The sequence below is a fragment of the Vibrio zhanjiangensis genome, from assembly GCF_030161235.1.
In the GTDB taxonomy this organism is placed as follows: domain Bacteria; phylum Pseudomonadota; class Gammaproteobacteria; order Enterobacterales; family Vibrionaceae; genus Vibrio; species Vibrio zhanjiangensis.
This window is the reverse complement of sequence record NZ_BSPW01000021.1, coordinates 122,623-143,632: the sequence shown is the minus strand read 5'-3', so window position 1 is coordinate 143,632 and position 21,010 is coordinate 122,623. Positions and strand designations below refer to the sequence as shown.

Below are 21,010 nucleotides of genomic sequence, written 5' to 3'. Positions count from 1 at the left end.
TGCCTTTACTGACTTAATTCCCATTTTGTTTACAATAACACCCACTATTAGAAAAATTTTAATTAAAAATCAAATTTGATAGATAATATTTAGTACCAAGTGGTTTATATAAATTTTTTTGTTATCTATTATTGATTTTTTTAACCAAAATGGCAGATTTTAGCTAACAGGTTAAAAAGATTGATCAAGGAAATCCTATGTGCTCTATTTTCGGTATTCTCGACATAAAAAGTGATGCTCAAACATTACGCCCTATCGCACTCGAAATGTCCAAAAAGCTTCGTCATCGCGGGCCAGACTGGTCTGGTATTTATTCTTCTGACAAAGCCATTCTCGCTCATGAACGTCTTGCGATCGTTGGGCTAAACAGTGGCGCACAACCTTTGTACAGCCCTGACAAAAAACACATTTTAGCGGTCAATGGCGAAATTTATAACCACAAAGAGCTACGAGCACGCTACCAAGGTAAATACGATTTCCAAACCGACTCTGACTGTGAAGTGATCTTAGCTCTCTATCAAGATATGGGTGAGGATCTACTTGAAGAGTTAAACGGCATTTTTGCATTTGTTCTATACGATGAGGAGAAAGATCAATATCTCATCGGTCGTGATCACATTGGTATTATTCCTCTTTATCAAGGATACGACGAACATGGAAACTATTATGTTGCTTCAGAGATGAAAGCATTAACACCCGTTTGTAAAACCGTTAGCGAATTCCCCCCAGGTTGTTTCTACAGCTCTAAAGACGCAGAACCACAGCGTTACTATATTCGAGATTGGAATGAGTATGCGGCGGTCCAAGGCAACACCACCAGTAAGGAAGAGTTGGCAGCCGCACTTGAAGCAGCAGTTAAGCGTCAGTTGATGACCGATGTTCCATATGGCGTCCTGTTATCTGGTGGCCTGGATTCATCCATCACTTCGGCTATAGCCAAACGTTTTGCGGCGATGCGAATCGAAGACGACGAAAAATCGGAAGCTTGGTGGCCTCAGCTTCATTCATTTGCTGTTGGTCTTGAAGGTGCCCCCGATCTCAAAGCTGCTCGTGAAGTGGCTGAAAAAATAGGTACTGTGCACCACGAAATGACGTATACCATTCAAGAAGGCCTTGATGCGATTCGTGATGTCATCTACCACATCGAAACTTATGATGTCACCACAATCCGCGCGTCAACCCCCATGTTCCTAATGGGACGTAAAATTAAAGCCATGGGCATAAAAATGGTCTTATCTGGTGAAGGTGCAGATGAAATCTTCGGTGGCTATCTCTATTTCCATAAAGCACCAAACGCAAAAGAATTTCACGAAGAAACGGTGCGTAAACTACTGGCACTCAACATGTTTGATTGTGCCAGAGCCAACAAATCATTAGCTGCTTGGGGCGTCGAAGGGAGAGTACCATTCCTTGATAAGGAATTTATTGATGTTGCAATGCGTTTAAATCCAGAAGATAAAATGTGTGGTAACGGAAAAATGGAAAAGCACATTCTACGTGAGTGCTTTGAACACTACTTACCAGACTCCATCGCATGGAGACAAAAAGAGCAGTTCTCGGATGGTGTGGGCTATAGCTGGATAGATACACTAAAAGAAGTCGCAGAGAGTAAAGTGACCGATCAACAAATGGAAACCGCGAAATTCCGCTTCCCATACAATACGCCTACTACAAAAGAAGGCTATGTCTACCGAGAAATATTCGAAGAGCTCTTCCCTCTTCCCTCGGCAGCAGAATGTGTCCCCGGAGGGCCTTCTGTCGCTTGCTCGTCAGCCAAAGCGATTGAGTGGGATGAGTCGTTCAAAAACTGTGTCGATCCATCCGGCAGAGCCGTTCAAACCGTGCATAACGACGCTTACTAAATAAAGCATAAGTTCCAACACTTTTTATTGAGCACTCAGTAGCTCGATGGTAATAATATCAAATATTATCAATGAGCTACTGATTTCTTAGCGTTAATCTACCAAGCATCACACCGCTATAAATAAGCATTGACATTTAACACAGCACAACAATCACTATCAAAGAAAACACACCGAAGTGACAGAGAAGTGTCAAAACACGAGACTCAAATTTGAAAACTTAGTTTCATTAAAAATACACGCATTAGTAACAAAGTTAATTACACCTATTTTTCAAGCGGTTATACCCAAACCATAAATGACGCTGATAAATCACTATATTGCAGATATTTCAACTAATTAGTATATGTACTAGCATATTAAATTCTTTAATGGACTAGATTAGTAAAATTTATGGCAAATCATCGACAAATTCTCGGCCATCCTCGAGGCCTATTTCTATTGTTCGGTACCGAACTTTGGGAACGTTTCTCATACTATGGTATGCGTGCCATTTTGGTGCTTTACTTAACAGACAAAACAATCAATGGCGGACTGGGCTGGACCACCAAAGATGCGCTAGATTTGTACGGTATCTACACAGGCCTTGTCTATATCACCCCTCTTATTGGCGGCTGGTTAGCCGATAACTTCCTCGGCCAGCGTAAATCCATATTAATGGGCGGTGCGCTTATGGCCGCGGGTCAATTCACTTTGGCATTACCTGCCGACATGATTGGTATGAGCACTCTACACAGTTTCTATCTTGGTCTCGCTCTACTGATTGCTGGTAACGGCCTATTTAAACCCAATATTTCGACTATGGTTGGCGACCTTTATAAAGAAGGTGATAACCGCCGTGATGGTGCCTTTACTATTTTCTATATGGGCATCAACATTGGCGCGCTGCTGGCGGGTATCATTGTCGGCTCTGTGACCGATGTGTTTGGCTGGAAGTCAGGATTTGTCGTCGCTGGTGTCGGTATGCTCATCAGCCTTGTCATGCAAATGAGCTTAGCGCAAGCTTGGCTTGGCAATATAGGCATGGAGCCTTCCGCAAAACGCGAACTTGCTAATAAAAAATCTCACCGCAAAGAGGCTTTGACTAAAGAAGAGTTTGATCGAATCAAAGTCATATTGGTTATGAGCGTGTTTACCATCGTCTTTTGGGCCGGTTTTGAACAAGCTGGTGGTCTGATGAATATTTACACTCAACAATACACTGACCGTATGGTAGGTGGATTTGAAGTGCCTGCGGCTTGGTTCCAATCACTTAACCCATTTTTTATCATTACTCTAGCACCATTGCTTGCCATTTTGTGGGTTAAACTGGGTAAGCGCGAGCCTAACTCGCCAGTTAAATTTGCACTTGCTATGTTCTTCTTAGCTTTAGGCTTCCTATGTATGGTTGGCGCGGTTATGGAACAAAGTGGTGATACTAGTGTGAAAACATCCATGTTTTGGCTGGTTGGTGCTTTCTTCTTCCATACACTGGGCGAACTGTGCCTATCTCCAATTGGCCTATCTTTAGTGACTAAGCTAGCTCCACTTCGTTTAGCTTCCTTGATGATGGGGGCATGGTTTGGCTGTACAGCGATTGCTAACTATGTCGCCGGTTACGTTGGCTCACACGTTGGCGAACTTGGTGCCATGGCTATCTTTAGTGGCATTGCCGTTACCGCCATCATATCTGGCGTTATCTTATTACTCTTCGCTAATACGTTAGTCCGCTGGATGCATGGCGCTGAGTCTCCGGTTAGCAACGCAGAGCAAGTAGAAGAGCAGCAAAGCCTCGCGGTATAACTGCTACAAAATGACCAAAAGAAGCGCCCAACTTATTATGTTGGGCGTTTTTTATTTTAACTATGGCTGACCTTAGTCACTCGACTCGATTTATTTCCACTGGCCGAGACAGAGCGAATATAGACGTCCCCAGTGACTATAGGACGCGCGCTGTCCTTATACATCTGCCAGTTGTCACCGTCTAATGAATATTGCAGCCCTACTCCGGGAAAAGAACTATTCATCCTCAGCCTGCCCATCTCAATTTTTGCGCCAGGTATTGGCAGGCGATAATCAATGCCTGATTTTTCCAATTTAGCCAATTCTCGTTGACCTAAAATATTGGCAAAACGATTATAATCCTTAGCTAATTGAACCTTATCGACTCGATTGGTGGTTTGAGAATACTCCACACCCACTTTAACATCATTTTCCCAAGTTCCTTTGTGCCACGCTCGTTCAGCCGCGGCTAAGACTCGTGGAAACACCATGTACTCATATTGTGCATCCGTTCTCACTGTCTCAGACCAAAGTTGAGCAGATAAGCCATAAAGTGGCCTTGCCGCTATATCCGTAGTGCCAGAAAAGCCCTTACCATCGCGATCAAGTGATGTTTCTGCATTCTGCGGCATGTTTTCGGGGGCAAAGCCAAACATTTTCCTGCTGTCAGTGGCACGGGTTGCCCAGTAATAACCACGTTCTTTAGGGTCCACCTCGTAAGGCATGTCCATATAAACATAATCAGGGTTGGAAACAATGACATCAAAGCCCTTATCCGCCCATTCGTAGACAGACTTAGTCCCTCCCCAATAAAGCACATCCCAGAAGTTCACACGCGTATTCGTGGTAGCGAAAGCCTTCGGCCCATCACTGTATTTAAGACCATCTTGCCATGCCTGAAAGTTGTCTATTTGCTTATCTTTAACAATCTTGGCCACCTGCTCTGCAAAGTAACTTGGTAAATGGGCAAAATCACTCACCTCGCCACTAGCAACCAATGCCTGACATTGAGGAGACTTTGCAAATGGCTTATCTTGTTTTGCAACATCAATATTGCCTTTCCAAGCCACCTTGTCTGTGGCATTGATATCTTGAAAGCCTGCTCCGAGTTTAATGTTTTTCGCTTCATCGCCACCAAAATGCCATGTGGATAGCGTCGCACCCGCATCCTTATACATGGCAGAGACTTCTGAAATAACTTTATCAACAAACCTCGCAGATGACGGTAAACATGGATTGATAAAGCTCTTTCTATCGTAGAACTGTACTGTGGTAACATTGGAGGTATCTCGCGGGTCCAACAAGCGATATTCATCCGCCTGCTGTGGTTTATTTTCTTGCATTAGGCGCTGATACCTTGCTTCCATTGAGACAACGGCCGCTCGCGCGTGCGCTGGCATATCAATTTCAGGGATCACCTCAATATTCCGCGCCGTAGCGTACTTTAAAATCTCAACAAAATCGGCGCGACTGAAATACCCACTGCCAAAATTATTCGCCGAAGGTCCTGATCCTAGCTGAGGCAACAAACAGTTTTGCTCTTGCTCGTCAAAGCAGCGCTGACCACCGATATCCGTCAGCTCTGGCAAGCCTGGAATTTCAAGACGCCATCCCTCATCATCCGTTAGATGAAGATGCAACTTGTTCATTTTATACGCGGCCATTTGCTCAAGAGTGGCTATGATCGCCTGTTTAGAATGGAAATTACGCGCCACATCAACCATCACCCCGCGGTAATCAAATCGAGGAGCATCTTTTATTGAGACAACGGGTAATGACTCTGGGTTTAAGCTATCGACAAGAGCAAAAATAGATTGCACGGCGTAGAACGCCCCGACTTGATCGAAAGCACTGATCGTTATTCCACTGCTACTGATTTGCAGTTGGTAAGCGCCTGATTTGGCAAACTGACCAGAAAACGCATTGGGTGTCATTGCTATATCAACGGGCCGCTGACCATCAAGATCAACACCCAGCGTATTAGCACGCTCTACAAGTGCTTGATACTGCTCTGGCAAGAAGACGCCTGATGGCAGGGCTATACCCTTGGTAATATCGAGCAGACCCCGCCCGATCTCGACGCGAACTGGAGTGGGAATGATGTGCGCTGATACATCTTGCTTTGCTAAGTCCTGATTTTTTTCAAACCGAGAAATAGCACTAGCAAAAATATTCTCATCATCTGGCGTGCGTTTTAGATTATTCCCTTCTAAACCCGAGACGAAAGAATCAATATTTTCTGTATCTAGAGAAGCAATCACTTTCGGCTTAGCTTGAGGCGCACTGACAAATGCTCGCGGCATAAAGTCGGTGTCAAATAGTTGCCAGTATTCACCAATTAGTGGCAGCTCCACTTGTTCACCCGCAGCGAAACCATCAAACTTTTCGGTTGGCTGCAACTTATGAAGATCGCCAGTGATATGAGACACTTTAAATTGATCGCTGTCGACAGCCAAGATCAAGCGAATGCTATGGAAATAAATTGACCAATCTTTTGAATCAACCGCTGGACCTTGGTTCACTAAAGTCATCTTAACTTGATTACAAGACGCCCACTCTGCACCCAGATTCTGGCACTCTAGTCCTTGGCTTGCCCCGTGATTGGTGATCACTTGATAATCAATATCTAGGTTCTGTGCCAATAAATTCACTGCACTTTGCTGTGAAGATTGCAAAGCGCTGCACCCTACTAATGCCGCAATGATTGATGTTGCGAGCAGACCTTTTTTTACCATCTTAACGCTACTCCTTATTAAACCGCTTGTTCCAGCATATTCCGGAATCTTTCGACAGGTAAAATACTCAAGCCACGAAAGTGATCCTGCTCGAAGTTCAACTTTGGTAATGATAAAAATCAAATTAAAAACAGCAAGTTAGATAAGACGTTAAATTTGTTATTAAGAAATCAACAATCTTTCTATGAAAGACATCACATTAATTTTCCATCGACTTAGGTGGGATTTAGAGACCGCTCACAAGACCTGCGAGATAAGATTAAGCTAAGCTATATAACAAAATATAAAAATGTGATTTTATGCTCAAATAACCATCGTCAAATCACGTTAAAAACGCCCTATTTCAACAATTTTTCCGTAAGGTAAACCGCTACATGCAAAATATATGGCTATCGATTTTTCTTATCACTCTTTCGCTACAATCCATTGCCGAACCTCTTTTTTGGCAAGTTGAGAAAGGCAAAACTCGCTATCTTATCTTTGGCTCTGTGCACGTTGGCGACGAAAGCATGTATCCGTTACCCAAAGCCATAACCGAGACGCTAAGCTCTAGCTCAGGCCTGATTGTCGAGTCTGATGTGCGAGCCATGCAGGATGTAACCTATCCTGAGATAACCCTAGTGACCAAAGAAGTCTTAGATAATAAACAGCAAAAAACACTGCGCGGTTTAGCCAGCCTGTTTAATATCGATGCACAGCAACTGCTAAACAGTCCTCCATGGGCGAGCGCTTTAACACTACAAATGAAGCAGTTTGAGTATCTTGGCTATCAAGCCTCGCAAGGAATAGATACACATTTGATGTACAAAGCAGCCGCAGAGAATATCCCAATATTTGGCCTCGAATCTCTTCAATTTCAAATTGATCTGCTCACAGGACAAAAAGACTCGGGCAAAGAGCTATTGATAAGCGCTTTAGACGAATTTGAACGTTCAGAAGATCTCACCAAATGTTTAATCGAGAGCTGGAAGGCTGGCGACTTAGCAAAGCTCAATCAATTTTCAACACTCACCGAAATGTCACCAGAGCTAGAAAATGCCTTTATTACCCAAAGAAATCGAGATTGGGCGAAGCAATTGGCTAAACCAACTTGGTCAAGAAAAAGTAAAGCCAACTATCTTGTCGTTGTTGGCACTTTGCACCTCATCGGTGAAAATAGCTTGCTCGAAATGCTTAAAGACAAAGGGTTTACAGTCAGCCAAAAATCAAAAAGTGATAGTGCCAATTGCAAGTTTGAGCATTCACCGTTATCCAATTAACCTAGCAGTTTCAGGCAGGTAAAACAGACCTAGAAGCAACAACTTAGACAACTAATTGAATATCATTGATCCAGATCAGTAACCGAGTCGGCGTTATGTTTTAACGTACCTATTGTCATCACGACTTGGATACTGGAGGCAACATGGATTTATGGCTAAATCTCCTGTTTGGTAATGCAGTTGGACTGTCTTCGATGTTGGTCATCTTTGGCGCTTTAAGCCTGATGCTGTTCTATGGTGGTTACTTCTTTTACAAGGTAATGCATGACAAATCTCCTCACTAGAATCGCCTAGCCCTATCTAAGAATAGGTTGTTGCTATGCACCGAAGTGGATTCCCTGTCTGCTTCGGTTTTTTATTCCACTAATGAAAATCTCTCAATACAAATGGGATATAATCACAATACTGATTTTCCTGTTTTGATATCACCACTATGTCTCACAATGACGATTTGTCCCTGTTTCAAACTATGATGGGAGATGTTACCCCACTCAGACAAGACACGACTGAGCATAAAAAGCACCATCATGTTACCGACGCGCACATTGCACGTCGTGAAGCCGCCATGTGGTTAGATGAAAATGATCCGCAATATTTATCCCTTGAACATGCCTCTATGCTCAAACCTGAAGATCTGATCGAATTTAAACGAGATGGAGTACAAGATGGCGTTTACCGTAAACTTCGTTTGGGTAAGTATCCAATTCAAGCCCGTTTAGATCTTCATCGCAACAGCCTAAAAGAGGCCAGAGATGCACTGGTTAAATTCTTAAAGCAATGCATTCAAATGGACATACGCAGTGTGCTTATTGTTCACGGGCGCGGTGAAACATCCAATCCTCCCGCTTTGATGAAAAGTTACCTCGCAAACTGGCTCACCCAAATTAAGGACGTACAATGCGTTCACAGCGCGCAAGCGTTTCATGGCGGAACTGGCGCCGTTTACGTTATGCTGCGTAAAAGCTCCGAAAAAAAGCTGGAAAATCGCGAGCGCCACCAAAAACGCCGCAGTTAGTCACCTCTTACTCAAACCGAACAATAATGTTAGAATCGCCCCAACCCACAGCAAGATTTTATCAAGTCCTGACTGCATTCCGTTGTGAAACGTTAAGAGAGAACACAATGTCATCAGATTCTAAGCGCCTAAATAAATTTATTAGTGAAACGGGGTTTTGCTCACGCAGAGAAGCAGACCGCTTAATCGAGCAAGGTCGCGTCACGATTAATGGTCTCATCCCAGAAATGGGCACCAAAGTACAAAGTGGCGATGATGTCTGCGTCGATGGTAAGCCGATTTGTGAGCCCACCGAGCGCCCTATCTATATTGCATTAAATAAGCCCGCAGGTATTACCTGTACCACAGAAAGAAACATTGCCGGTAACATCGTTGACTTTATCGGCCATAAAAAACGTATTTTCCCGATTGGACGTTTAGATAAACCCTCTGATGGTTTGATCTTTTTGACTAACGATGGCGATATCGTCAACAAGATCCTTCGTGCAGGTAACAATCACGAGAAAGAATACGTGGTGCGAGTCAATAAGCCCATCACAGATCAATTCATCAAAAAAATGAGCGCTGGCGTTGATATCCTTGATACCACCACCTTGCCTTGTAAAGTCACCAAGGAAACCAAGTTTTCATTTCGCATTGTGTTAACACAGGGGCTAAATCGACAAATTCGCCGAATGTGTGAAGCGCTCGATTATGAAGTGTTTAAACTGCGCCGCGTTCGCATTATGAATATTACCTTAGATGGTATTCCAAACGGCCAGTGGCGCTATCTAACAGGCAGCGAAGTAGAACAAATTCTGGCGATGTGTGAGCACTCTAGCGGCACAGAAGATGCCTCCAAAACCGATACTCACGGCAAAACAATACGCAGAGCAACGGACGCTAAGCTATTTGATAGCCGCGAGGAAAACCAAGGCTCAAAAGCAAGACGTAATCAAAAAACGCGCACTTTTAAAGGCAAAGATGCCGACAAGTTTCGCCGTAGCCCAAATGCTAAAAAGGCTCGCTCTGAATCCTCTGAGACAAGAGCAAAACAAGGCAAATCTAGCCCTCATTCAGGCCAAAAAGCCCAGCCTAGAAAACCAGGCACATTAAGCCTAAAAAAGTAGCCTGCGAGCGAAACTATCCGTTTTGGAAATCAACGCTATTTAGCCCACGCTAAATAGCGTTTTATTCATGAGTCACCAAAGACGCTTATCTTTACGATTTGGTAAGGACTTTAGCCATACTAAAACAGGTAACGTCATTAGGCTGGTCAGCGCCATATCGGCTAGGGTGTGATAACCTTGATACAGCATCAATAAACAGTAACAAAGCATGGATATCACTGTGATACGTCTGACCTCTTTGCTAATTAATGCAAGGGTTGTGACGAACACCAGCGCCAAGGCAGTATGCGTACTATAATCAAGCCCAATTGACGCATAGGCTGCAAAATAAGCATCGAGAAACATTAAGGCGTAGATATACATCACACCCAGTGAAGTCGTTACGGCCTCAATAAGCGCACTTTTTATCCCTAGACGACTCGCCTTTATCAGTAGCCAAACCAGTGTCAGAATACCCAGCAGAGGAATATATAAATCCGCGATAGCGTCCAGTTGTTGATAAGTCACCTTTAAAATCCCCTAACCTTGGTTTGTGTTTATTCAATAGCGCACCAACGTGCGCCGTTATACTAGCCATATAAGGAAATATGTATGGATGGCTTAACAGAAACCCTCACACCAAAAGGTATCGACGTATTACTATCATACCTCCCACCTATTAAACTAGAGCAAACTTTTCTCCTTTAAATGTCTTCACAGGGTTCCCTCGCTCAAGATCCATATGCTGTTGCCAACGAGCTTTATCCTGAGAGGTCATTTGCTCTTGTTTTAACATCTCCAATTTCTGAAATAGCATAATTTTTGCCAGCCGCTTATTGGCATGCTGGCTACGTTCACTCTCTACTCGCACTGAAATGCCAGTATCATTATGCACGGCTCGAACAGCAGATTCAGTGGTATTCACGTGTTGGCCACCCGCTCCAGATGCTCGGCAAGTTTGAAACGTCACACCGTCTACTAACTCGGCTTCATTAACCTCAAACATTTGTCCACTGAAGAACCAATTTTTACGCTTATTTTTTGGCCTAAAGCGACTTTGACAAATCCACAGCATTCCTCCCTGCCAAGAAGTTCCCAACTGTCTGGCTTTGTTCATATCTGCCGATTCAAGCTTCAATAATACCGACTTAAAACAGCCTTTTTGTCCTTGTGGAACGGCTTCAATTACACTCAAGTCGACATCAAGTGGACGACATTCCTTTTCAATAGCCCTTAACGCTAAACCTATGGCTTTACAGCATTCTACCGGACCTTGCCCGGATGATAATTGCAGTAATATCATGACGAACAACCCCCATTGGTTTTAAACGTTAGAACAGGTCGTAATTTAGCGATTGGTTCAATCAAACCAGCATTCACCATAGCATTTATAACCGATTCACAGTTTTTGTAGGCTTGCGGCGCTTCGTCATAAAGAAGCTCTTTATTGCCACATATTACACGGCTACCTAGTGGTGTCCGGTACAAATCATCACGTTTATATTTGTGACTAAGGCGTGCATGACACTCACCACGCTTCCACTTTCTTCCAGCACCATGTGCCAATGAGTACAAACTAGTCACCATAGAGTCATACCCGCTTTCAACGGGCTTGACCAAATAGCTATAGTCGCCACGTGAACCAGGTATAACAACATAACCTTGATCACTGGGTGTCGCGCCTTTTCTGTGCAACCAACCTTGCTTTCCAGCTATCTCTTTAGCCGAAACCAGATTATGATTGACATCCAGAGTACAGTGGCCATCCGAACGAATTGCTTGCAAAAAACGTTTAGCGATAAACTCTCGATTCAGTTCTGCCCAGCGGACAGCTTCATCATGCTTTGCCATATATTCATTAAAGTCATCATTCAAACTATCCACTTGGATACCATCATGATTATGAGATGCTATATGCTCCATCAATATTGATTGACCTAAGCCTCTTGAGCCAGAATGCACAAGCAGTTGCAACTGTTTTCTATTCAGACCAAGCTCGTCCAGCGATGCTTGGTGATAGACTTCTTCAATGGCTTGAAATTCAGCAAAATGATTACCGCCTCCAATTGTGCCTAACGCATGGTCGTAGGTATTGATTGTTACTCTTTTTGCGACTTTTCTTGACGCTACGCTCTCTTTCCAGCTCTCATCTAGTGGTGACTCAACGTGCTCAAACCTTTTGATCATTTTGTCCAAGTTCACCTTGGATAGTTTTGCTGAAGTTTGCCAAAGTGACATACCACAACCGATATCGTTGCCAACCAGCGCAGGGTAAATTTTGTCTGTTGTAAAAAACGCAGCCCCAATCGGGTAGCCTCTGCCTGGATGCAAATCAGGCATGCCAGCAACATGCTGCATTCCTGGTAACTGTGATGTTTTAATTAATTGTTGTACTGCTAGCCCTTCAATCCACGTATCGGCAGATGCAATTAGGCTAACGTTATCAGTGATGTTTTGGACGGATTTGCCCATAATACCAATTCCTTTTTCATTATTTTGAAAACAAGGATTTAAAACGAAAAACGTATTGGCAGGTCAATTGACCGAGGCATTCCTTTACTAGAAGACGAAAGGATTATTAGATAGCTTTGAACTATTTAACGGACAAGACCTGCAAAGAATAATTTTGTATATGTCATAATTTTTACTCCTTTGCAGTTGGTTGGTATTTAGTTAAGTGGCCGAATCATAATGACTTTTCATTTGTTAATCAACTAGATTATCAGCCAAATTTAAATATATTGAATCAAATGCAGAATGCTATTTACTAAAACATCAAATTTATGGAGAAAAATAACGCGCGCATTCTGCAGCAGAAAGACCGACACATGTAACAGCTTGCGCATCAAGTGCCTTGCGCACTTTCTTCTTATGTAGGCCTTGGATAACTAAGTAGCCCCAATAACCTTCTCGTGTACTTACTGTAATTTTTTCTCCTACAGAGAAATAGTTAGAAGCAATATCATTTGATTCAAATTTAAGCTCTTTTTCACCATCATCTATGCACAGATAATTAATGACGCCACCCTTTGCTAAACGCTGACCTTTACACGTCACCGTATAGTCAATTTTAACCACTTCATCATCCAAATATTTTTCATTAGAGATTGTGGCATGTTTAATAATCAGATGTTCATCTCGTTGATTCCTTGCTCTTATGAAAAGACAAATAGACACAACAATAATGGTTGAAAATAAAACTGAAACATAAGTAAAAACACCACTATCGAGTGTATTTCCGCTCACAGTAAAACTGGCTTTAAAAGCAATAAATAGGATAAAAACCAATGATCCTATGACTGATATATACTGAATATTTCCTCCGAGATAGCAGATAAGTGTCAAGTTTTAAGGTGTATAATATAATTTTTCGACATAAAATACTTCTATTACCTGCCTACTCACAACTCACTGCCTGAGTTTGAATGTCAATGGTACATGATAGATCTGACCAAGGAGTAGCTACTGTAAATGTTACGTCACCACTCCACATGCTTAAATCCACGACATACGCTGTAGGATAGTCTCGCTGTAAGTGGGTTAATGATATATCACCATGTACAGAGCTTGCCTTTTTATCTTTATTCCCCAATTCGCAATATTGGACTGACTTCCCTGTTTTAAATTCATATACAGTGATACATGGATTATCTTTCAAAACATAAGCAGCAAAATTTTCTTTCTTCGTTTTAACTGAATAATCGGAAGCATATAGTCGATATTCAGAAGCACTTGTATAAGCTGATACCAAGACCAAATATACCGTTAAAATACGTTTAAGTTTCATTCTCTTTTACAAACTCTTTTAACGAATAAAATTTTCAAATTTGGGTACATAAAGAACGGATAGCTCAGTCTCCCAAACAAGCAATTCATTTTTCTTACATAAAGTCACCATAGTTTTTTCATCATTGAAAAAGTCATTAACCTCACCACTCCAACACTGCGGAGATGCTTTTTTCAACAACACTTTCTCTGAGGTATGATCATTGATCTTTCTTCCTCGATCATAAATAAAGACATATGATAAAAATATATCCTTACCCATTTGAGTAAGTTCTATCGAGTAAACATGCTCTGTACTATTTGACTGCCCCTTCCACTTACCAACGATCGAGTCTTCAGCAGAAAGAAATTGAGAGAACAAAAAAGCCAATAAAACAAAAATTTTAAACATTAATATGCCTTAAAATTCTCAGCCTAGAGACCCAACCATCTCTAAAAAACGAGCTCTTCCCAAATTAGTTGACAACTACAAACTAAAACTGGGGTGTGCCTTATACTATTGACCTTCCGCGATTTTTATAAGTTTTCCAGAACTAGGTTTATAGCAATCATAGTCATAAAACGCAGAATCATATGCACTTTTACCAGTTACGACTGGCTAGGGATTCACTGTACTCGGTATACCAATAACAATATCACTCGAATTACGCCATGAAATATCAATAACTTCATCGGAGTTATACACAGACTTATAAATAAGTTCATACCTAGTCGCACTGACATCCGGTTGAAGAGACACTTTCATTATATTATCACTATCTGAACACTTAGAATATTGTGCATAGATTACTCGTTTCCCCTCTGGAATAAATACTTTATTGCTTTCTCCAATTAAGCAAATTTCTACAGCACGTTACTTTCTGAATTCTTGGCTATGAGATACAGACAAATAAACAGTTGAAATTCCGATAACAGCTAATATATTGATAATGACCAGATAAATTTTTTCCACATTTAGTATATACCCAAAATACTTATGTGTTCGTATTTTAATTTGGGTGCAATTAAGGTTGCAACACCCAAAATTTGGTGTTGGCTACGCAACACCTTAATCCTTATTTATTATGCTTAAAGTTTGCTTGACTGGCATCCAGTTGCTTTACATTCTCGAACTCTATCGAGCAAATGATTTGTCCTTGCAACTGTCATTGATGTTGTGCAACCCAAACTTACAAAAAAGTCTCCATCCATTTTAAAGCTACACTCGTCATTTCGGTTCTTTATCCAAGATATCTGTGTTTTCTTCAATTTATTCTTTTCTTCGTCATTTAAAAAAGAACGAAGACTTTTATAAGCAGAATTTAATTCTTTATCAGATTCTTGATACACCTTATTTAGACAATAAAGATCATCAAAATCATCTCTAGGTTTATCGCAATTGTCTGCAAGTACAGCCCCTGATACAAGTATAGTGATTGCTGTGATAATCTTTTTCATAACTATTCCTTAGTTTGTAGTGGCATAAAGCCTTAAACACCAGCTTTATTTGCTCACATTGTTGAATAAAGTATAAGAAATCATAGCAATTTTCCTTGGTGTATAAAATAGGCAACCTATTAAATAGGTAAATTCACTGTCAAAAACAACATTTAGAAGTCTATCGAGAGAACAATAATTCAGGACACACACCCATAGTTGTGGTAATTCATCAAAACAACACTCAAGGTGATTTGGTAAACATATCTTTCTTTTTACTGGTGTGTGTCCAATATTTTTACGCAGAAAACTAATCCCATGCTTCAAATTTGTTGGGTTCGACTCTTTCTATTTGGAGTCTCACATCAGGGTCAAATGCTGTTGCTGTTTCATCAATACAGTAATAAGTAATAGCATTATCATCTTCGTGAAGTCGTTCAGCATCCATAATACGTAGACTTACCCCACCTTTAGTCATTCTGAAGTACGCGTTACGCCTATCGTCTATTTTAAACCTCAACGGCACATACTCAGGATCCCGAGCGGAGATATAAACCCACTGATAGTTATCTAACCCCATGCCTTCCTGTGGTTGATAAACAGTTTCCCGTTCGTCACCACTGACTAAAAAATACAGCGTTTTGTCAATTCGTTTAAAATAGGCCAAAAGACGATCATGACTTTCTAAATCACAGGAGAAAACCAACTCTTCATTTTTTTTAGGTGCCGCTGATGCATAAGCAATAAATGAGAGTAACCATAAAAATGAAACAAAAAATAACCTCATTCAAAAACCTCCTTTGAGTAGAGTTGATTAAAGTTCTTAAATCTTTGTTGGTAACTATCTGTATGAAGATTAACAACTTCAGTAATTGACTTAGACACAGGATAACCAGCGCCATTGTCTGCAAGTTGATACAACTTGTTACTAACCCAGAAAAAAGCCGCCGAGCGCACAGCATACTTTATCTCTAGCAATAGGTCAGGCTCTTCGACAAAAGACAAATTAGCGTCTTCAGGCCACTCACCGGAGTTTTTTTGATGCCACTGAGCTAAGGCATTGTAGTTATATTTACCTGTTAATTGTTTTAAACCTCGTCCTCTATACTTCCAGCCGTCCCCATCATCGGTATTACCCATCCTGCTACCATAGGCAATGTTGGCTATCTTCTCAAAATCCGCCGATGATAATGGTTCACCATTCCTCTTTGTATTTTTACCTTTTACCGTCTCGTCGTAAGATAACGCCTTAGCTAAACTTGGGTTTTCTTCGAACCTCTTATAGGTATTCACTAAACCATTAAAGCTATACCGAAATGACTCTTCCATTGATAAGCTAGAGCCAGTTTCTTGCATTATCTGCGCAAAAAAATGAGTCCTACGCAAAGGGGTATCGAGCTTATAAAACTCAATATGGTCATTGAGCTCATCCACGATACCTTGCAACAGATTTTGCTTGCTACTGCTTACCCTTGGATACACTGCCCGTAGCATCTCAAGTGTAAACACAAACGAATACTTCCACTCTTCAACAACCGCCTCATCTAAAGCAAGAATGGTATTTTTGCCGACAATCCCATCAATGTCACCAAATTGGTAACTTTTATGCGTGGTATGTGTGGGTTCATAGTGGGTTTGAAACTGTTTAACTGCACCTTCTGTCGCGTGGCCAAAATCACCACCTGCACCAAATTCACCTAAGTCAAAACCACAGTCAATCAGAGCCTGTTGGACTTTTTTAATCTCTTCAGTATTTGTAGAGCCTTTTTTAAGGGGGTTAAACTTACCGGCCGCTAGCTCATTGAGCGGCTTGGATTGTTTTAGCGATGATTTGAGGATCAGTTCATCTTCAGGGCTATTTTTCGCAGAAGCAGCCGCTTGTTGCCTCTCTCTTAAAACTCGTTCACGGTTCTCAGCCCAACGTTTCTGATCTTTATCGGTATAGGTTAATTCTGCTCTGCGCTCTTGTCGTTGACGCTCTGCTCTTTCTCTTGTGGTTTCTTGCCGTTCTTGAGGAATAAAAGGGGACGATTGGTATCGCATAAGAATCTAATCACATAAATAAAAATATGATACCAAGAGTTTGATTGGCTTATCATACCTTCCACACCACTCTGACACATTCACCAAGAAAATGGTTATTTTAACTATTAAAACGCTCGAAATGACGGTCGGGTTTCTTTTGATTGGAGGTGGGAAGGTTATGTGCTGGCTTAGGGTTGGACAGAAACGTCTTAGAACTGATTCTCTACAGCGTTTCTGTCAGATTAGGAAAAGTATGTTGATGTCATAGTCTCTTGTTAGATTATTTTTCACCTTCGCTTGCTGAAGCAATAGAGTTTATAGTCTTAGAAAGTTCTTGTTGCTCTTTATTTAGAAGAACGTTATCTAAAACTTTATTGTGAAGGTTTCTATACATTTGCTTTGCTTGCCATTCATCTATATGACCTAATTGCTTTTGCGTTTCAATGTATGAAATTGCTTCATTAATTGATGGATCCACCTTGTAACGATTTAAAAACGGTCGAATATTAAATATAAAGACTCCTAAGCCAATCAAGTGCCATAGCTTAACAACACTTATGTTGATGATTGAAATTGTTTTCAAAAAAGGACTAAACAAACCTATCAGTCCATCTAGCACAATCCCCGTCAGCACCCCTAGGCTAGTACCCCTAGGATTAGATACAAATAGAATATTAATTGCTTTTCTAGTAAATACTGTTAGTTGTTCTGAATTCATATAACTACCTTTCCTTTACTAGCTTCACATTCAGTTGCTAGATCAATCTCTGGATTTGGTATGATTCTCTTTGCACCGCTCCCATCATTGAAATCATCCTTGTCAGAATGCAAGGTAATAAATTCAATAAGCTCTCTTGTCTCAAATTCATTGCTACCGTACCATCCTTTGCGAACTCGAAACTCCATTAGCTTTTGATCCACAAACACAGCTAGCAATAAAAATGCTAGAAAAAGCAACACAAACTGATTTATATCACTATTCATAAACCAAACGCTAGATACGTAGACAACTATACTGGAAATTAATATTGCTTGTTGCACTGTTCCTTTTTTAGCTTTTTCAAGCAGCATAACACCAACTATAGTATTTTTTTTGTTGTCTTTTGCGTCTTCTCCTGAATCTGCAATTCTTTTCGCTAAAACTTCAACAACAGTAAATGTACTTGAATTTAATAGCATAGAAGCATTTAACAGTATCGAATTTGCTTTAAATACACGCTTCACTATTGTTACTGTGATACTGTTAGTTTTTCCCATTCCGTTGACATAAGACTCAAGTGCTTTCTTTAGCAACTTGATTACATTTATTGACTTAAACAAAGAATATACAATAGCAATAACTAAAGTACTTAAAGTCGTTGTACTCATAGTTTTTGCAATCTCTGTAAGTTCTGTAAAAATTGACATCAAGACTCCTTATTTAATCTAACAGTGTCTTTTCAGCAGACATTGTCTTTATAATATTTTCAGAAAATACAGACACCATAAAAGTAAGATACTGTTCTATAAGTTTTTACTCTTCCTTCCACTCACAAATTGCAGAACATGTCTGTATAATCATAATTACTCAATTAAGCTCATATTCTTCTATTAGTATATGTAGGTCAAGAACTGACATGAGAATGTGGTCAGGAATTGAATGCTGGATGATTTTGGGGCAAAAACCTCTTACCTGCACAAAACCGTTCAGCGAATTAAAAAAGCCCCTAAACGCCAAAGCGTTTAGGGGCTAGTTCGATTAAAGGTTTGGTCTTTATCTTGTTACGGCGTGCAGTAGGTTACGGCGTGTAGTAGGTTGCCGCGCCTGGGCCGACGGGTAGGCCGAACACAAATACCCAAACGTAGAAAAGTAGGCTCCAGCCGACGATAAAGCACAGTGAATAAGGCAGCATGGTGGCGATTAGGGTGCCAATGCCAAGGTTTTTCATATAGCGGGTTGCCACCGCCAGAATCAGGGCGAAGTAGCTCATCATCGGCGTGATAATATTGGTGGTCGAATCGCCAATGCGATATGCCGCTTGAATGGTTTCTGGCGCGTAGCCAACCAGCATCAGCATAGGCACAAAAATAGGCGCCGTCACTGCCCATTGAGCCGAAGCTGAGCCAATCATCAAGTTAATAAAGCCGCACATCAAAATAAAGGCAAAGAACAACATTGGCCCTGTTAAGCCAATCTCTTGCAAAAAGCTTGCACCCGACACGGCAAAGACTTGACCAAAGTTGGTCCACTTAAAAAAGGCGACAAACTGGGCGGCGAAAAACACCAGCACAATGTACATGCCCATTGAGGACATCGACTTTGACATGGCATCAATCACATCACGATCGGTTTTCATTGTGCCAACAACTTTACCGTAAACGAGCCCTGGAACGGCAAAAAAGACAAAGATAAAGGCAACGATACTTTTCAAAAATGGAGAGCCCGCCACTGTGCCGGCATCAGAGCGTAAAATGCCATCGGCAGGTACTATGGTCCAAGCGAGCAAAGCACACACAACCAGCAGCGCTAAGCCCGCGAGCTTCATGCCTTTTTTCTCAATGTCTTTTAGTTTGCCCATTGAGTCGTGGGATAAATCTTCGGACGCTTCATCTTCGCTGTATTGGCCAAGTTTAGGCTCAACAATTTTTTCAGTGACAAACGCACCCATCGCAGCAATGAAGAAGGTTGAGACAAACATGAAATACCAGTTAACTTCAGGACCAACCGTGTAACTTGGGTCAATCAGTTGCGCCGCGGTTTCGGTGATCCCCGATAACAAAGGATCGACAGTGCCAATCAGCAAGTTGGCCGAATAGCCGCCCGACACACCAGCAAACGCGGCGGCAAGGCCAGCAAGAGGGTGACGGCCTAAAGAGTGAAACAGCATGGCGGCAAGAGGAATCAATACCACATACCCCAGCTCAGACGCCGTATTTGACATAATGCCTGCAAAGACAACGGTTATCGTCACCATGCGCCTGGAAGCGCCCATCACCAGACCGCGCATCACTGCCGAAAGCAGGCCAGAATACTCAGCGATTGCCACGCCCAATAGCGCAACAAGCACGGTTCCCAGTGGTGCAAATCCAACAAAGTTTTTCACTAAGTTGGTGACGATTAATTCAAGACCATCGGCATTTAGCAAACTCACCGCGTGAATCATGCCGTCCGCCGCTCGCCCTTTTATGCCTTCAGGTCTTGGGTCAACAACAGAAAGCTCAAAATATCCAGCAATGCCAGATGCCACTAATACAGCAGCACAAAGTATCGCAAACAATGTAATGGGATGAGGCAGTAGATTGCCTAAGTACTCGACCATATCTAAAAAGCGCGTAAACATCGGCTTTTTCGGTGAGTTAGGTGTAACTGAAGCAGATGACGTCATCTGTTCCCTCCTTGTAAGTAGTTCCTGCGCGCTTTGTAACAAATTTTCAACAAAACTCGCGCAGATTACTCGACAAAGAAATCAATTAAAAGTCGTAAATATAACAAATCGTTAGTCTGATCATGATATCTCAGGGGATAAAACCCTAAAATTAGTGATATACCCCATATAATCGACAATAATCAATATAATCAGTTACACCGCTAATTTTGTTTGTTCAGCGCTGAACCGCTTTAAAACGTGGGTTGGCTTTGCAAATCACATACAGCCGCCCTCTTCGCTTTACGATTTGGCAATCTGGGTGACGCGCTTTGGCACTCTTTAGCGATTTCAATACTTTCATTTACTCATCTCCTTTGGAAAATTGACCAAAGCGGCGCTTAAAGTTCGCCACGCGACCTTCTTTATGGATAACGCGCTGCTTACCGGTATAAAAAGGATGAGATTTAGACGATACCTCAACGGTAAAATAGGGGTAAGTTTTGCCATCTTTCCATTTGATGGTGCGATCAGTTTGTAGCGTTGAACCAATCAAGAAGTACTCATCTACGCTGGTATCGTGAAAGACTACAGTGCGGTATTTTGGGTGAATATTATCTTGCATAACGACTCCTTAATAAATGTTATGTTATAACATAAAGTATGATAACTATTCTCAATAAGTATTGCTAGTGGTTTTGTGATACTTTTACTCCATT

Annotated in this window: 22 protein-coding genes; 6 read left to right on the top strand and 16 right to left on the bottom strand. The window is 41.5% G+C overall.

The window, feature by feature from the left end; genetic code table 11:
* Positions 1 to 197: 197 nt before the first annotated feature.
* On the top strand, positions 198 to 1,862 hold the full coding sequence (gene asnB / locus QQK21_RS05585) for an asparagine synthase B (protein WP_284191206.1): 1,665 nt from the start codon (positions 198 to 200) through the stop codon (positions 1,860 to 1,862).
* A 393-nt stretch (positions 1,863 to 2,255) separates the two neighbouring features.
* Complete coding sequence (locus QQK21_RS05580) at positions 2,256 to 3,644, top strand: peptide MFS transporter (protein ID WP_284191205.1); 1,389 nt, start codon at positions 2,256 to 2,258, stop codon at positions 3,642 to 3,644.
* A 56-nt stretch (positions 3,645 to 3,700) separates the two neighbouring features.
* On the opposite strand, the gene QQK21_RS05575 is transcribed toward QQK21_RS05580, so the two are convergent.
* On the bottom strand, positions 3,701 to 6,358 hold the full coding sequence (locus tag QQK21_RS05575; RefSeq protein WP_284191204.1) for a beta-N-acetylhexosaminidase: 2,658 nt from the start codon (positions 6,356 to 6,358) through the stop codon (positions 3,701 to 3,703).
* A 374-nt stretch (positions 6,359 to 6,732) separates the two neighbouring features.
* Between QQK21_RS05575 and QQK21_RS05570 the strand changes: the two genes are divergently transcribed.
* The 4 genes from QQK21_RS05570 to rluF all read left to right on the top strand — a co-directional run bounded on the left by QQK21_RS05570 (position 6,733) and on the right by rluF (position 9,741).
* On the top strand, positions 6,733 to 7,617 hold the full coding sequence (locus tag QQK21_RS05570) for a TraB/GumN family protein (protein ID WP_284191203.1): 885 nt from the start codon (positions 6,733 to 6,735) through the stop codon (positions 7,615 to 7,617).
* A 143-nt stretch (positions 7,618 to 7,760) separates the two neighbouring features.
* Positions 7,761 to 7,901, top strand: coding sequence for a DUF3149 domain-containing protein (locus QQK21_RS05565; RefSeq protein ID WP_284191202.1), 141 nt, complete (start codon positions 7,761 to 7,763; stop codon positions 7,899 to 7,901).
* 149 nt (positions 7,902 to 8,050) lie between these two features.
* On the top strand, positions 8,051 to 8,632 hold the full coding sequence (smrA, locus tag QQK21_RS05560; RefSeq protein WP_284191201.1) for a DNA endonuclease SmrA: 582 nt from the start codon (positions 8,051 to 8,053) through the stop codon (positions 8,630 to 8,632).
* A 107-nt stretch (positions 8,633 to 8,739) separates the two neighbouring features.
* Positions 8,740 to 9,741 carry a 23S rRNA pseudouridine(2604) synthase RluF gene (gene rluF / locus QQK21_RS05555; protein WP_284191200.1) on the top strand — a complete coding sequence of 334 codons (1,002 nt, stop codon included), beginning with the start codon at positions 8,740 to 8,742 and terminating at the stop codon, positions 9,739 to 9,741.
* Positions 9,742 to 9,813: 72 nt separating this feature from the next.
* Here rluF and QQK21_RS05550 read toward each other — a convergent pair whose 3' ends face one another.
* The 15 genes from QQK21_RS05550 to QQK21_RS05480 form a co-directional block, all read right to left on the bottom strand.
* Positions 9,814 to 10,248 carry a hypothetical protein gene (locus tag QQK21_RS05550; RefSeq protein WP_284191199.1) on the bottom strand — a complete coding sequence of 145 codons (435 nt, stop codon included), beginning with the start codon at positions 10,246 to 10,248 and terminating at the stop codon, positions 9,814 to 9,816.
* A gap of 151 nt (positions 10,249 to 10,399) precedes the next feature.
* Positions 10,400 to 11,023 carry a peptide chain release factor H gene (gene prfH, locus QQK21_RS05545; protein ID WP_284191198.1) on the bottom strand — a complete coding sequence of 208 codons (624 nt, stop codon included), beginning with the start codon at positions 11,021 to 11,023 and terminating at the stop codon, positions 10,400 to 10,402.
* Positions 11,020 to 12,192, bottom strand: a complete 1,173-nt coding sequence (locus QQK21_RS05540) for an RNA ligase RtcB family protein (RefSeq protein ID WP_284191197.1) — start codon at positions 12,190 to 12,192, stop codon at positions 11,020 to 11,022. Before QQK21_RS05540 ends, prfH begins: the two co-directional genes overlap by 4 nt.
* A 309-nt stretch (positions 12,193 to 12,501) precedes the next feature.
* On the bottom strand, positions 12,502 to 12,966 hold the full coding sequence (locus QQK21_RS05535; RefSeq protein ID WP_284191196.1) for a hypothetical protein: 465 nt from the start codon (positions 12,964 to 12,966) through the stop codon (positions 12,502 to 12,504).
* Between the two features lie 151 nt (positions 12,967 to 13,117).
* Complete coding sequence (locus tag QQK21_RS05530; protein ID WP_284191195.1) at positions 13,118 to 13,507, bottom strand: hypothetical protein; 390 nt, start codon at positions 13,505 to 13,507, stop codon at positions 13,118 to 13,120.
* 18 nt (positions 13,508 to 13,525) lie between these two features.
* Positions 13,526 to 13,897 (bottom strand): hypothetical protein, encoded by a 372-nt coding sequence (locus tag QQK21_RS05525; RefSeq protein WP_284191194.1) that lies wholly within the window; start codon positions 13,895 to 13,897, stop codon positions 13,526 to 13,528.
* Positions 13,898 to 14,104: 207 nt separating this feature from the next.
* A complete protein-coding gene (locus tag QQK21_RS05520; protein ID WP_284191193.1) occupies positions 14,105 to 14,251 on the bottom strand; it encodes a hypothetical protein in 147 nt (48 codons plus the stop codon).
* A gap of 323 nt (positions 14,252 to 14,574) precedes the next feature.
* The gene (locus QQK21_RS05515) at positions 14,575 to 14,943 is read right to left on the bottom strand and encodes a lysozyme inhibitor LprI family protein (protein ID WP_284191192.1); all 369 of its coding nucleotides are present in this window, start codon (positions 14,941 to 14,943) and stop codon (positions 14,575 to 14,577) included.
* A gap of 289 nt (positions 14,944 to 15,232) precedes the next feature.
* Positions 15,233 to 15,709, bottom strand: coding sequence for a hypothetical protein (locus QQK21_RS05510; protein ID WP_284191191.1), 477 nt, complete (start codon positions 15,707 to 15,709; stop codon positions 15,233 to 15,235).
* Positions 15,706 to 16,665 (bottom strand): peptidoglycan-binding protein, encoded by a 960-nt coding sequence (locus QQK21_RS05505; RefSeq protein WP_348541468.1) that lies wholly within the window; start codon positions 16,663 to 16,665, stop codon positions 15,706 to 15,708. The genes QQK21_RS05510 and QQK21_RS05505 overlap by 4 nt, the downstream gene beginning before the upstream one ends.
* Positions 16,666 to 17,227: 562 nt before the next feature.
* On the bottom strand, positions 17,228 to 17,665 hold the full coding sequence (locus tag QQK21_RS05500) for a hypothetical protein (RefSeq protein WP_284191189.1): 438 nt from the start codon (positions 17,663 to 17,665) through the stop codon (positions 17,228 to 17,230).
* Positions 17,662 to 18,354, bottom strand: coding sequence for a hypothetical protein (locus tag QQK21_RS05495; RefSeq protein WP_284191188.1), 693 nt, complete (start codon positions 18,352 to 18,354; stop codon positions 17,662 to 17,664). Before QQK21_RS05495 ends, QQK21_RS05500 begins: the two co-directional genes overlap by 4 nt.
* A gap of 371 nt (positions 18,355 to 18,725) precedes the next feature.
* Positions 18,726 to 20,312 (bottom strand): AbgT family transporter, encoded by a 1,587-nt coding sequence (locus tag QQK21_RS05490; protein WP_284191187.1) that lies wholly within the window; start codon positions 20,310 to 20,312, stop codon positions 18,726 to 18,728.
* A 217-nt stretch (positions 20,313 to 20,529) separates the two neighbouring features.
* Positions 20,530 to 20,655 carry a type B 50S ribosomal protein L36 gene (gene ykgO / locus QQK21_RS05485; RefSeq protein ID WP_284191186.1) on the bottom strand — a complete coding sequence of 42 codons (126 nt, stop codon included), beginning with the start codon at positions 20,653 to 20,655 and terminating at the stop codon, positions 20,530 to 20,532.
* A complete protein-coding gene (locus tag QQK21_RS05480) occupies positions 20,656 to 20,916 on the bottom strand; it encodes a type B 50S ribosomal protein L31 (RefSeq protein ID WP_284191185.1) in 261 nt (86 codons plus the stop codon).
* Positions 20,917 to 21,010: the final 94 nt, after the last annotated feature.